This is a genomic window from Nocardiopsis sp. M1B1 (assembly GCF_052466615.1).
Genome location: NZ_CP196194.1, coordinates 2551319 through 2564987, shown reverse-complemented (window position 1 = coordinate 2564987; position 13669 = coordinate 2551319). Strand labels below are relative to the sequence as shown.

The 13669-nt window shown below is 72.5% G+C and carries 11 protein-coding genes; 5 read left to right on the top strand and 6 right to left on the bottom strand.

Annotated elements, in window-relative coordinates; translation table 11 throughout:
* Positions 1-24 precede the first annotated feature (24 nt).
* On the top strand, positions 25-918 hold the full coding sequence (locus tag ACSTA4_RS10925; protein ID WP_444963425.1) for an alpha/beta fold hydrolase: 894 nt from the start codon (positions 25-27) through the stop codon (positions 916-918).
* 223 nt (positions 919-1141) lie between these two features.
* Here ACSTA4_RS10925 and ACSTA4_RS10920 read toward each other — a convergent pair whose 3' ends face one another.
* Positions 1142-1624, bottom strand: a complete 483-nt coding sequence (locus ACSTA4_RS10920; protein WP_013152317.1) for a hypothetical protein — start codon at positions 1622-1624, stop codon at positions 1142-1144.
* Positions 1621-3114 carry a helix-turn-helix domain-containing protein gene (locus tag ACSTA4_RS10915; RefSeq protein ID WP_013152316.1) on the bottom strand — a complete coding sequence of 498 codons (1494 nt, stop codon included), beginning with the start codon at positions 3112-3114 and terminating at the stop codon, positions 1621-1623. Before ACSTA4_RS10915 ends, ACSTA4_RS10920 begins: the two co-directional genes overlap by 4 nt.
* Before the next feature lie 546 nt (positions 3115-3660).
* On the opposite strand from ACSTA4_RS10915, the gene ACSTA4_RS10910 reads away from it, so the two are divergent.
* The 4 genes from ACSTA4_RS10910 (at position 3661) to ACSTA4_RS10895 (ending at position 8834) form a co-directional block, all read left to right on the top strand.
* Positions 3661-4806: a methyltransferase domain-containing protein gene (locus ACSTA4_RS10910; RefSeq protein WP_444963424.1), complete on the top strand. Its 1146-nt coding sequence runs from the start codon at positions 3661-3663 to the stop codon at positions 4804-4806.
* Positions 4807-4968: 162 nt separating this feature from the next.
* Positions 4969-5484 carry an ATP-binding protein gene (locus ACSTA4_RS10905; protein WP_444963423.1) on the top strand — a complete coding sequence of 172 codons (516 nt, stop codon included), beginning with the start codon at positions 4969-4971 and terminating at the stop codon, positions 5482-5484.
* A gap of 414 nt (positions 5485-5898) precedes the next feature.
* Positions 5899-6654 (top strand): formylglycine-generating enzyme family protein, encoded by a 756-nt coding sequence (locus ACSTA4_RS10900; protein ID WP_444964143.1) that lies wholly within the window; start codon positions 5899-5901, stop codon positions 6652-6654.
* 287 nt (positions 6655-6941) lie between these two features.
* Entirely contained in the window at positions 6942-8834 is a 1893-nt protein-coding gene (locus tag ACSTA4_RS10895) for a S9 family peptidase (protein ID WP_444963422.1), read from the top strand.
* Between the two features lie 105 nt (positions 8835-8939).
* On the opposite strand, the gene ACSTA4_RS10890 is transcribed toward ACSTA4_RS10895, so the two are convergent.
* From ACSTA4_RS10890 to ACSTA4_RS10875, 4 genes are all read right to left on the bottom strand, one after another.
* A complete protein-coding gene (locus tag ACSTA4_RS10890; protein WP_444963421.1) occupies positions 8940-9770 on the bottom strand; it encodes a MerR family transcriptional regulator in 831 nt (276 codons plus the stop codon).
* A gap of 666 nt (positions 9771-10436) precedes the next feature.
* On the bottom strand, positions 10437-11948 hold the full coding sequence (locus tag ACSTA4_RS10885) for a DEAD/DEAH box helicase (protein ID WP_444963420.1): 1512 nt from the start codon (positions 11946-11948) through the stop codon (positions 10437-10439).
* 251 nt (positions 11949-12199) lie between these two features.
* A complete protein-coding gene (locus ACSTA4_RS10880; RefSeq protein ID WP_444963419.1) occupies positions 12200-12403 on the bottom strand; it encodes a cold-shock protein in 204 nt (67 codons plus the stop codon).
* 272 nt (positions 12404-12675) lie between these two features.
* Positions 12676-13668 (bottom strand): sigma-70 family RNA polymerase sigma factor, encoded by a 993-nt coding sequence (locus ACSTA4_RS10875; RefSeq protein WP_444963418.1) that lies wholly within the window; start codon positions 13666-13668, stop codon positions 12676-12678.
* Position 13669 lies beyond the last annotated feature (1 nt).

Sequence of the window (13669 nt, the reverse complement as noted above, 5' to 3'; positions counted from 1 at the left end):
CGGAAGAGGCAGGGAGACGCAGACATGTCGCACCACTCGCGCCACTCACCGGGAGCGCACACGCTGAAGGTGCCGGGCGCCAGCATCCACTACGAGGTCCGCGGTTCGGGCCCCGTGCTGCTGATGATCCCCGGCGGCCCGCAGGACGCGGGCGTCTACACCGCCCTGGCCGAGCACCTGGCCGACCGCTACACGACCGTGGCCTACGATCCCCGCGGCAACTCGCGCAGCACGCTGGACGGCGAACCCGAGGACCAGCGGGTGGAGGTGCACAGCGACGACGCCGCCAGGCTGGTCGCCGAGGTGGGCGGGGGCCCGGCCTACGTGTTCGGCAACAGCGCGGGCGCCCAGATCGGGCTCGACATGGCCGTGCGCCACCCCGAGGCGGTGCGCGCGCTGCTCGCACACGAGCCGCCCTGCCTCATGCTGCTGGACGACCCCTCCGAGGTGCTCGCCCGCGACAGGGACGTCTACGACACCTACCGGCGCGAGGGCGTGGAGGCGGCGATCGACAAGTTCATGACGCTCAACGGCCTGGACGAGGAGGACGGGGAGGCACAGGAGGATGACGGGCGGGAGCCGGAGGGCGCCGCGACGGAAGGGCCGATGCACGAGGACCCCGAGACCTTCGAGCGGGTCAGCGGCAACTTCGGGTACTTCCTGGCCCACGGGCTGATGCCGCTGTCGCTGTACCGGCCGGACGTGGAGGCGTTGCGGGCGGGCGGGGTCCCGGTGACGGTGGGTCTGGGCGACGCCTCCGCCGGGAAGCCCATCCACGACATCGGGCTCGCGCTGGTGCGGCTCCTGGGCACGGAGCCGGTCGCCTTCCCGGGTGACCACACGGGCTTCGGAACCCATCCCCGCGCCTTCGCCGAAGCACTGCACGGCGCGCTGGACGGCGCACCGGAGCGGCGCTGACCGACCGGGGAAACACCGGCCGACCGGAGTGAAGTTGGCCGGATGTGGTCGGGACCGCCCGGTCCCGACCACGCCCTCTCCCGACACCGACCGGGGTTTCGGACGCACACGACCGGGTGGTCCGGCCTGTCCGCTCCGGCACGCGCCCCGGAACCGGCCCGTGCCGCCCCGCCGCGCCACGCCACTCCACGCGCAAGGCGGGGCGGTGTGCCAGGCGCCGGGTTCAGTCCCGCCGGACTCCCTCCGGCCAGATGACCTCCACGGGCACGCCCCTCACCCGCGCCGCCTCGACCGCGTCGGCGGTCCCGCCTCTGCCGTCGGCGGGCTGGCCGTCCCAAACCGCGAACATCAGCTCCACCCAGTCCAGGACGGCCTCGTTGGCGTCCTCGTAGGCGGCGCGGCCCGCCCGCCGGTGCGGCATGTAGCGCACCAGTGAGGAGCGTACGAGCAGGTCGTCGAAGCGGTCGAGGTTGGCGGGTTTGACCTTGGCCTCGCGGTAGTCGGCCGAGGGCAGCACCACCTCCAGTCTGCCCCCGACATCCAGCACGGCCTCGGCGAAGAGCTGATCCGCGCCGCGCGCCAGGCAGGAGACGCCGACCAGCCTGTCGTCGGCGTGGGGATCGAGTGCCGCCACCAGCGCTTTGCGCACCAAAGTGACGCTGTCGCCGGAAAGATTCGAATGACCGGTGATTCCGATACGAGTCACGTCATCCCTTTCACATTTCGCTGATGGTGCAGCAGCGTATGTGATAACTCATCGCGGACCGCGGCCACGTGCGGGTCGCGGTGGTGCGTGGCGGACTCGGTGTACCAGTCGCGCAGGCGTCTGCGTACCCTGCCCGAGCCCAGGGAGGGTTCGAGGGCCGCGGCCTGGCGCACCACCCGGGCGGCCTCGGCGGGCTCGTCGAGCAGCAGGTAGGTGCGGCCCAGCCCGATGAGGTCGAAGGCGCGGCCGCGCTTGCCGGAGGGCGCGCGCAGCTGGAGCGCCTTGGTGATGTAGGCGGCGGAGGACTCGGCGTGCCTGCGGCGCGCGCCCGGGTCCTCCTGGAGCACCGCGAGGTCGCGGTAGCGGGCGCCGACCACCCCGGCCAGTTCGGCGTGGTCGAAGCCGCCCACCCAGTCGGGCACCTCCTCGCCGTTGGCGCCCTCCAGGAGGTCCTCGGCCTGGATGACGGTGCGGCGGTAGGCCTCCGACCTGCCCATCCGCGCGTAGGACCAGCCCTCGCGCGTGCGCAGCATCGCCCGGACGAGCGCGGGCGCGCCGGTGGAGTCCGCGCTGTCGAGCGCGAGGCGGGAGATGTCCAGGGCGTCCTCGGGCCGGTGCAGGTCGAGCATCTGCCGGGCCATGTCGGCCAGGACCCCGACGCCGTAGGGGCGGTGCTCGGGTCCGGCCTGGTGGAGCGCGCGCAGGGAGAGGGTGTAGTACCGCTGCGCGGTGGGGTGGTCCCCGGCGTCGAAGGACATCGAGGCGACGGTCTTGGACAGTTCGGCCATCACCGCGAACAGCCGGTTCTGCACGGAGGCGGGCTGGGGGGTCTCCACGAGTTCGGACACCTCCGAGAGCTGTCCGACGACGGCCTTGCGGCGCACGCCCAGGCGCCACCGGTCGTTCCAGTGCCGCAGCGCCACGGTGGCGGCCTCGATGCGCCCCAGCTCGGCCTCTCCGATGGTGCCGCGGACCAGGCCGGGGGCGGCCGGGCCGGGCAGCAGCCAGTGTTCCAGCGTCTCCGTCAGCGCGGCGCCCATCAGGAGCGCGCCGCCGACCGCGAATGCGTCTCTGCGTTTCATCAGGTCCTTCAGCGTGATGTCGACGATGTCCTGCGCCGTTCTGGACGCGGACCATAAATCGCCTTCTTGCAGAGAGGATTCTGTCCAGGAAACGCCCTTCGAATACTCGTCACCCGAATCCGCGAGGCCGAGGGTCCGGCGGGCCTCGGACGGCATGGCCAGGCCGTCGGCGATGCGCTGCCACGTGCTGAGCGCGGTGACCAGGCGTCTTCCCGCCATGATCGCACTCACGTGTGGCTGGGCCATGTCGACGGCGGAGCCGATCGTCTGCTGGCTGGCACCGGTGTGCTGTCGGACGAGCCCGAACAGGGCTCCGGCGTCGTGCTCGGCCAGCGACCGCAGGACGTCGGCACGGGCCCAGAAAGCCCGTGACGGGGAAAGACGTGGACCGACCTGGGATTTCGTCATGCATACCGCCGGTGTATATCGGCACGGAATTCCGTCCTCGTGGACGAACGGCGTTACATCTTCCGTAGTAATCCTTACCCGGAAACTCCCGTCCCCGTAATGGACGCAAGACCCTGGTTCGTCCATGCCGGGGGCACCCCCGAGGAGAAGAGCGGTGACCTCCACCCCACAGGCAGGGCACGGCGGCGGCACGGGCCACGGGTCCGGAGCCGGTGTCGGTGCTGTTCACACGAGTGATAGGCCCGTCCGGCGGCGCGGAAGGCACGACCGGAGCGGGCGCCCCGGACACGTCGAAGACGTCGAGCAGCCCGGACACATCGGGCTTGTTGGGCGAATCAGCCACACCAGAACCTCTGATGGTCCCGGCCGCGTCGGGAACGTCGAACACCCCGGGCACGCCGGGCGTGCTCCGTCCGCCGGACACTCCGGACCTGTCAGATACGGCGAGCGCATCAGGTACGGCGGACGCGTCGGGCACGCCTGGCACGCCCGGCGTGCCCGGGGCGTCAGCGCACAGTGCGTCAGACGGTGCGGGAGGTGCGGCAGATGATCCCCCCGCACGAGAGGATGGTCGAACGCCTCGTCGAGGAGGGCGCTCTGGCCGCGGAGTGGCGCGGGGCCTTCGCGGCGGTGCCGCGGCACCTGTTCCTGCCCGACGAGATCGCCGACCCCGACACGGGCGTGCCCGTGGACCGCTACCGCGGCGAACTGCGGTGGCTGGAGGCGGCCTACGCCGACGTTCCCGTCGTCACCCAGGTCGACGACGGTGCCCGCTACGGCCCCGGAGAGCCCACGTCCTCGTCCCCGGCGCCGTCCTCGGTGGCCGAGACGGTGAAGCGGCTGCGGTTGGCGCCGGGTATGCGGGTGCTGGAGGTGGGCACCGGCAGCGGGTACACCGCCGCCCTGCTCGCGCGGTTCCTGGGCGACGACGCCGTCACCTCGGTGGAGATCGACTTCGAGCTGGCCGAACAGGCGCGGGTGCGGCTGATGAGCGCGGGGCTCACACCGCTGGTGGTCAGCGGGGACGGCATGCGCGGCTGGGCCGGGCGCGCGCCCTACGACCGGGTGGTCAGCGCGGTGACCGTGCAGCGCGTCCCCTACGCCTGGGTGGCGCAGTGCCAGCCCGGCGGACGCGTCCTGACTCCGTGGGGCACCGCCTTCCACCACGGGGTAACGGCCGATCTCGTGGTCGGCCCGCACGGGACGGCGCACGGCCGGTTCACCGGGCACACCGACCGCATGTGGGCGCGCGCGGACCGCACCCCGCGCCACCTGCTGGAGACCTACGTCCGCCCGGACGACGACGAGCACACCACGACGTGCTCCCGGCTGCACCCGGGAGAGGTGGTCGGCGACTCCGACGGAGCCTTCGCGGTGGGGTTGCAGATGCCGGACGTGCACCGGATCGTCCGGCTCGGGGGCGGCCCCGAGGACCCGCGGTTCACGGTGTACCTGCTGGACTCCTCGACCTGGTCGTGGGCCTCCTGGCACATCGACCCCGGGCACCGGGACCAGGGCTACGAGGTGCGCCAGCACGGCCCCCGCAGGCTGTTCGACGAGTTGGAGGCGGCCCACCTGCTGTGGGTGGAGGCGGGGCGTCCCGTCCACACCCGGTTCGGACTGACGGTGTCGGCCGAACACCAGCTGGTGTGGCTGGACGACGAGGCCACGATCTTCGCCGCGATGAGGTGACGGGGCGGGCGGAGCGCCGGGGCCGCGTGCTCCCGGGGCCTCCGAGGACGCCGAGGCATGAAGGCACACAGACACGAGAGAACACCAGGACCCGACGGACCGCGGAGGCCGTTCCCGTGGGAACCGCCCGTGCGGCCGTCGCACGAACCGAGGAGAAGACAGATGACCGTCCTACCACGCCCGCGGCGACCGCTCGACCTGGACAGGCGCTGGAAGCGCCGCAGCTACCCCGCCAACCTGGCAGCCATCCGAAGAGCCCGGGCCGACCTGCGCGCCGACCTGTCGCGGGTCTCGGGCGCCGACGAGGAACTGGTCGCGGCCGTGGTGCTGTGCGCCAGCGAGATGCTGACCAGCACCATGGGGCGTGTCCTGCCCAGCGGAAGCGGGGCGGAGGTGGTGCGCACGCTCGTGCTGCGCCATGACCCCGGCGGCCGCCGCGTCCTGCGGCTGTCGGTGGCGGACCGGTGGATTCCGGGAGCCCTGGCGAGCGTGCCGGGTCCGGAGGCGGACCAGGACTGGCGGGAACTCGCGCTGGGGCAGGGGCTGCTGCTCATCGGCCACTTCTCCGCCCGCTGGGGGACCCGTCGGGCCGGTGCGCCGGGCGAGGACGGGGGCCGTGTGATCTGGGCCGAGTTCGACCTCGCGCCGCGGTGGAGCCCGCGCCGGGTGGCGGCGTAGGCGGTTCGGGCCCCGGGTTGGAGCTGGGCCCGGGGCCGGGCTCGCGGACGGGCGCGGTGACCGGGTCCGGAGGCAGGCGCGCGGACCAGGCCCTGAAGCGGGCTCGTGGACGGGCGCGCCGACCGGACCCGAAGGCGGGCCGGTGGACGAGCACGCGGACCGGCCCTGGAGGCGGGCTGGCGGACGGGCCCCGGCGGGGGAAGGCCGGGGCCCGACGCACGACCCGACCGCGACCGCGGACCGGCGCCGGAGCGGGAACGAGCGCCGCTCCGGAGCGGACCTGACCGGGGAAGGGTCGGTCGGGTCCGGCCGTCGCCTCTGACGTACCTGCTGGCCGCCGACGCACGGCGGTCGTGTAGGAAGGACCCTGTGACGAGTCCTGGAACCGCCCCCTACCACGCGTTCGCGGAGCACATGATCGGAATCCCCGCCGGAGAGATCGTTCTGCGGGACGAGGGAACGAGGACGGAATGGAAGGTCGAGGTCGCCGCCTTCCGGCTGGCGCCGTATCCCGTGACCCGCGATCTGTACGCCGCTGTTGTGGGAGGGGTGTTCGGGAGCACTGGGATTCGTGGGACGCGTGACGGTGGAGCGTCCGCGGGTGTCGCAGGTACGGCTGGTACCGCGAGTGGGTCAGGTGTCGCGAACGAGGCGGGCACTGCGGGCGCCGCCGGACCGAGGACGCCGGTGACCGAGGTCTCCTGGCTGGACGCCGTCCGGTTCTGCAACCTGCTCTCGCGGGCGGAGGGGCTCGGGCCCTGCTACTCCGTTGGCGACGACCCCGACGCGCTGGACGTGGTCTGCGACTGGAACGCCGGGGGCTACCGTCTGCCCTCCGAGGCGGAGTGGGAGTACGCGTGCCGGGCGGGGAGCCGCGACGTTCGCTACGGAGAACTCGACGACACAGGTTGGTACCGGGCCAACTCCGGCGACGGGGCGCGTGACGTCGCGACGCGGGCGCCCAACGCCTGGGGGCTGTACGACACGATCGGCAACGTGTGGGAGTGGTGCTGGGACGTCTACGATCCCGCGGTCTACGGCCCGTACCGCGTGTTCCGCGGCGGAGGGTGGAACGACCACCCCCGGGGCTGCCGGGCCTCATGCCGCCGCAAGAGCCACCCGACCCTGCGCGTCGACGACCTGGGATTCCGGCTCGCCCGATCGCTGTGAACCGGGCAGCGTGCCCGGTCGCTACGGGCCGAGAGCCGTGTACCCGGCCGGAAGCCCCGGGACCGAGCACGCGGTGAACGGCCGCGCCCCGCGCAGAGGGCTCGTCACCACCGCAGTCCCCCGGCCTTCGGCTGGCCCTCACCTCGACACCGCTCCCGGCGAACGTCCCCCGCACGCGCGAGAAGTGTCCCCCGTCACACTCGCGGATTCTTGAGTGTGCCGTGTCGGCATGGTTTCTCATGATCTTCGGCTCCCCGGTCTCACCGGGCACGAACGAGAGGAACGACATGGCACTGCCCGACCTGATCCCGGTCGAGGACTTCTTCAGCCCACCGGAGCGCTCTGATGCGACGATCTCGCCGGACGGAACCCGCATCGCCTACCTGGCGCCGTGGAAGGAACGGCTCAACGTCTGGGTCCAGGACCTCGACCCGGCCGGGAACTTCGACGGCGAACCGCGCTGCGTGACCGCAGACGAGACCCGCAGCGTGCAGAGCTACCAGTGGACCGACGACCCGCGCTGGCTGCTCTACCTCCAGGACAGCGGCGGGGACGAGAACTGGCACCTGTTCCGGGTCGACCTGGACGCCGCCGAACCCACGGCGGTGGACCTGACCCCCTTCCCCGGCGCCCGGGTGGTGAGCTTCGAGCCCTCCCGGGGGCGGCCGGGGAGGATGACCGTCTCGCTCAACGCCCGCGACATCGCGGAGTTCGACCTGCACGAGCTGGACGTGGCCACCGGCGAGCTCACCATGCTGGCCCAGAGCCCCGGCGCCGCGAGGATCTGGACGCGGGGCAGGGAGGGCGAGCTGCTCTCCACCACTCTCAACGAGAACAACGACTTCGAGATCTCCCGTCACGACTCCGCGACGGGCACCACGAGCAGCGTCCTGGTGTACGAGGGCGCCGACTATCCGCTGGGCGTCTTCCCGGCACAGGTCACACCGGACGGGACCGGGATGTGGGTCGGCTCCAGCCGGGGCACCGACCGCACCCGCCTGGTACGCGCCGACATGGCCACGGGTGAGGAGACCGAGGTCGACAGCCACCCGGACTTCGACATCGACACGCGCGCGCAGGTCTCCACCCTTCCCCCGCCGCTGATCCTCGACCACCGGGGCGAGCTGTTGGGCGTGCGCTACCTGGGCGAGCGCCAGGTCATCCACGCCCTGGACCCGCACTTCGCCGAGGTGCTGGCCGAGCTGGAGAAGCTGTCCGAGGGGGATGTGGCGGGACTGTCATCCGACGCCGACGGGCGGCGGTGGATCGTGGGCTTCACCCACGACCGCGACCCGGGCGTGACCTGGTTCTACGACCACTCCACCGGGGAGTCACGGTTGCTGTTCCGCCCCCACCCGCACCTGGCCCCCGAGGCGATGGCCCCCATGCGGCCGGTCACCATCACCGCCCGGGACGGGCTGGAAATGCCCTCGTACCTGACCCTGCCGGTGGGCGTGGAGCCCGAGAACCTGCCGATGGTGCTGATGGTGCACGGCGGCCCGTGGGCGAGGGACGCCTGGGGCTTCGACCCGACCGTCCAGTTGTTGGCCAACCGGGGCTACGCGGTGCTCCAGGTCAACTTCCGCGGCTCCGTCGGATTCGGCAAGGCCCACATGAAGGCCGCGATCGGCGAGTTCGCCGGGAAGATGCACGACGACCTCATCGACGCCGTGGACTGGGCCGCCGCCCAGGGTTACGCCGACCCGGACCGGGTCGCGATCTTCGGCGGCTCCTACGGCGGCTACGCCGCCCTGGTCGGGGTCGCCTTCACCCCCGACCGCTTCGCCGCCGCCGTCGACTACGTCGGCATCTCCGACCTGGCCAACTTCATGCGCAACCAACCGGCGTTCGTCCGGCCCGCGCTGGCCAACAACTGGTACCGCTACGTGGGCGACCCGGCCGTCCCCGAGCAGGAGGCCGACATGCTCGCCCGCTCACCGATCAGCCGGGTGGACCGGATCACCGCGCCGCTGATGGTGGCGCAGGGGGCCAACGACGCCCGGGTCGTCAAGGCCGAGTCCGACAACATCGTCGCCGCGCTGCGCGAGCGCGGAGTGGACGTGGAGTACCTGCTCAAGGAGGACGAGGGGCACGGGTTCGTCAACCCGGAGAACCAGCTCGACCTCCACCGCACGGCCGAGCGCTTCCTCGCCCGCCACCTCGGCGGACGCCGGGACTGAGCCAGGCTGGGCCCCGGCCGCACGGGTGCGGCCGGGGCCCAGCCCTCCACCGTGTCCCGGTCGGGCGGGAGCGGCGATCGCAGACCCCGCGGGCCACCCGACCGGTCAGGGCCGCTGGTCGGCCTGCTCTTCGGCCTGCCGATCAGCTTGCTGGTCTGTCCGCTCTTCGGCCTGCTGGCCGGCTTGCTGGCTCGTCCGCTCTTCGGCCTGCTGGTCCGCCATCGCCGCGCGGGAGAGGCGGTTGAGGACGTCGAGCTGGGCGGGGTTGTACAGGTCGTTCAGCGCCGTGGTGAACGCCTGCGCGGCCTTGTGCCGGTCGATGGCCGTCGTGGCCTGGGAGATGCGCAGCTCCGGACGGTCGGACAGGAGGTCGCGGGAGGCGCGCCACAGCCGTTCGGTGAGCTCCTGCCGGGTCCGCTCGTCGGCGTCGGCCGACAGGTTGTCGAACTCCTCGTCGGAGGCACCGGAGCCGTAGGCGCGCGCCAACTCCGTGAGGGCCCGCTGCGTCTGCGGCGTGAACAGGCGCGCCATGACCGCGGCCAGCGAGCGGTCGGCCTCGGTCATGGCGATCCCGGCGGTGGCCAGGGCCATGTCGGGCGGTAGTTCGGTCGGCCCGGACCCGCGCAGTGCCAGGGCCAGCTCCTCGCGCATCCGCCGCAGGCGTTCGATGGCCTGGGCGAGTTCGTCGTCCAGGGCCCGCAGCTCCTGTTCGGGGTAGGCGTCGGCCTCCCCCATCTCGGCGATCTGCACCAGGGAGAACCCCAGGTCCGACAGCCGTTTGACGCGCAGGACCCGCACCAGGTGCTCGACCTTGTAGCGCTTGTAGCCGTTGGCGCCGCGTTCGGGCTCGGCCAGCAGACCGACCTCGTGGTAGTGCCGCACCGTCCGCAGGGTCGTTCCGGCCAGTTCGGCCAGTTGACGGGTGCTCCACGCCATGACGTTCCCTCCGCGCTCACGGTCCGGCGACCTTCGCTCCACCGGGAACGCTAGTGCAGACCAATCGGTCCGCGGCCCGTACCGCGTGTCCGGTCGTCGTGGGCCGAGGACCGCGCACCCGACCGGGAGTCGCGCGGCCGGGCGGCACGGTGCCCGATCAAGCCTCGCGTGAGCGGGGCGGACCCTCATGAGCGGGGCGGATATCGCCCGGACGATCCGTCGTTTCGTGGAGCCCGGTCACGCCCCGCGTGAGTGGGGCGGACGCTCGTGGGCGGGGCGGACGCTTTTGCACAGGCGGATGGTACGGACTGGTGGGGTGACGACCGGGGGACGTAGGCTCGAATTCGGGGGCTGTCGCGCCGCCCATGAGCGCGCCACGCGCCCCCGAATCCAGTGTCCCCCGGCCCGCCCTACCCGGCCAAGCCCCGATCCGTCCCTGTGGACAGACGCCCGGGGGCTAGCTCCCGGAGAAGAGCGACCGGGGACAGGCTTCCGGAACGTGTTCCCAGGGACAAGCGACCGGGGACAGGACCCCTGGAACGGACTCCCGGAACGGGTTCCCGGGAACGAACGACCGGGGACAGGCTCCCGGGGACGAGCGACCTGGGCATCAGGTCCCGAGCGACCGGAGCATCAGGTCCCGGGCCCGGCGCACACGAGCGGTCCTCAGGCCGGACGGCGCGGACCGCGGCGGCGCGAGGCCGACCCACCACCCGAGGCCGCACCACGGCCAGCCGACCCGCCGCGCGCAGCCGACCCACGCGATCCGCCGCGCGAGCCCGCTCCGCGACCGCCCTGGCGGCGCTGCTCCTCCCGGGGAGCGCTGGGCAGGGTCACCGGAACGCCGGAGGGTTCGCGGGCGCCGGTCACCCGGGCCAGCTCGGGGTCGTCGGCGCTCACCTGTGCGACGTGCGCGTCGATCCGGGCCCGCTGCATCAGCCTGGCCATGTCCCGCCGCTCGCTGGGCAGCACGAGCGTGACCACGCTGCCCGTCTCGCCCGCGCGCGCGGTGCGCCCGCCCCGGTGCAGGTAGTCCTTGTGGTCGGTGGGCGGATCGATGTTGACCACCAGGTCCAGCCCGTCCACGTGGATGCCGCGCGCGGCGACGTTGGTGGCGACCAGCGCGGTGACCGTGCCGTCCTTGAACTGCTTGAGGGTGCGGGTGCGCTGGGGCTGGGACCGGCCGCCGTGCAGCGGCGCCGCCCGGACGCCGCTGTTGAGCAGGTGCTTGGCCATCCGGTCCACTGCGTGCTTGGTGTCCAGGAACAGGATGACCTGCCCCTCGCGGGCCGCGATGCGGGTGGCGGTGTCCTGCTTGTCCATGTGCGACACGTGCAGGACGTGGTGCTCCATGGTGGAGACGGCGCCCTCGGACGGGTCCACCGAGTGGACCACCGGGTCGTCCAGGAACCGGCGGACCAACGTGTCGACGTTGCGGTCCAGGGTGGCCGAGAACAGCATGCGCTGGCCCCCGGTCGGCACCTCCGTCAGGATCGCGGTGACCTGCGGCATGAAGCCCATGTCGGTCATCTGGTCGGCCTCGTCCAGGACGGTGACGTCCACCTGGTCCAGGACGCAGTCGCCGCGCTCCATCAGGTCGCGCAGACGGCCCGGGGTGGCCACGACCAGCTCCACGCCCTGCCCCAGGGCGCGGGACTGGCGGCCGATGGGCATGCCGCCCACCACGGTCGTCGTGCGCACGCGCAGCGAACGGGCGTAGGGGGCGAGCGAGTCGTTCACCTGCTGGGCGAGTTCGCGGGTCGGCGCGAGCACCACGGCCAGGGGGTGGCGGGGCTCGGCCACGCGACCCTCCAGCCGGGCGAGCAGCGCCAGCCCGAAGGCCAGGGTCTTGCCCGAACCCGTCTGGCTGCGGCCCAGGACGTCGCGTCCGGCCAGCGAGTTGGGCAGCGTCGCCGCCTGGATGGCCGACGGTGTGGTCAGGCCCTGGCGGGCCAGCGTCGACTTCAGCGGCGCGGGCATCTCCAGGTCCTGGAAGGCGTGGACCGGGTCGAGCGCGGGGGTGGTCGAGACGGGGAGCGCGAACTCTCCGGAGGAGCGTCCTGCCTGGCGCCCGCCGGAGCCGCCGCGCTGGGGGCGTCCGCCGGACGGGCGGGGCCGCTGACGGCCGTAGCCGCCGGAGGGGCGGCCGCGGCGCGCGTCGGTACGGGGTTGGTTCATATGGGGCCTTTCGCCGCCGACGCGTGCCTGGCGGGAAGCCCTCGGGGGCTTCGGCGTGTGACACCGGGTGTGCGCCGGAAAGAGTCTTCGAGGATCCACGGCCGGCACGGAGAACCCGGGGTCGTGGCGGAGTAGCCGGACCAGCGCCTGTCGGAGAACGACGGCCAGAGAAACGGTCCGGGAAAAGCAGAACCGGGGAGGGGCCGCCGCCGCGAGGGCGGGCCCCTGCCCCGGAAGAAGTCTGAGCTGGGTCAGATCAGGGTGATGTTGTCGGCCTGGAGGCCCTTGGCACCCTGGGTGATGTCGAAGTCCACGGCCTGGCCCTCCGCGAGCTCGCGGTAGCCGCTGCCCTGGATGGCGGAGTAGTGGGCGAAGACGTCGGGGCCGCCGCCGTCCTGCTCGATGAAGCCGAAGCCCTTTTCGCCGTTGAACCACTTGACCTTGCCGGTCGCCATGGGTGTTCCTCTCGTTCGGGAGTATGAAGAAAACCGCGGTCTGACGATTTTCCCGTCACTGCGGCAATAACCCGAAAAAGATGTACATCCAACGGGAATCACGACTGCAACTCCACTGAACCTAGCACACCTTCTCCCCTGCGCCACAGAAATACCGTGTGTCACATGGCACCGGAAAACGTGGTAAGGATCCACCCGGAAAACACGTTGGTCCCGGCCCCTGTCCTCGGCCCCGGCGACCGCCGCGACGGGCGCACGCGCGCCCCGCCGCCTCAGCGGCGCGGGGACAGCACGGCGGGCAGCCCGAAGTGCCGGAAGAGCGAGGTGTCGAAGAACATCACCGTGTGGGCGACCGCGCCCGCCCCGGGCGCCAGCTCCAGCACCTGGATGCCGAACGCCCGGTGGACGCCGTCGCCGCCCCGCATGTACAGCGCGAAGGCGGGCTGTCCGTTGGCCCCGGTCGGCACCAGCGCCATGTCGCCCGGACCGCTGGCCGGGCAGTGGGCGGCGATGAGGCGGCCGATGTGCTCGGCGCCGCGCACCCACGTGGCGAAGGGCGGCATCTCGAACACCGCGTCGGCGGTGAACAGCTCGGTGATCGCCGAGATGTCGTAGGACTCGAACGCGTCGACGTAGCGGTTCAGGACCTCGCGCTGTTCCGGCCGGGGCTCGGCCACCTCCTCCTCGGTGGGGGTGACCCGGGCCAGCTGGGCGCGGGCCCGCTGGAGCAGGCTGTTGACCGCGGGGACGGAGACACCGATGGTGTCGGCGACCTCGGCCGCGCTGTAGCGCAGCACGTCGCGCAGGATCAGCACCGCCCGCTGCCTGGGTTGCAGGTGCTGGAGCGCGGCGACCAGGGCCAGGCGCACGCTCTCGCGCGCGGCCACGACCGCGCCGGGGTCGTCCGCGCCGACCAGGGCGTCGGGCACCGGCTCCAGCCAGGGCAGCTCCGGGCGGTCGGCCAGTTCGCCCTCGGGCTCGGCGGTGGGCCCGCCGAGCCCTGTGGGCAGGGGCCGCCGCCGACGCCTGTCCAGGGCGGTCAGGCAGGCCGTGGTGGCGATCCGGTGGAGCCAGGTGCGCAGGCTGGAGCGGCCCTCGAACCGGTCGTAGGCCTTCCAGGCGCGCAGATAGGTCTCCTGCACCAGGTCCTCGGCGTCGTGCACCGACCCCAGCATGCGGTAGCAGTGCGCGAACAGCTCGCGCCGGTAGGGGTCGGCGAGACTCATGAAGTCCTGGTCGGACGCGTGTTCCACCACGACCGTCACG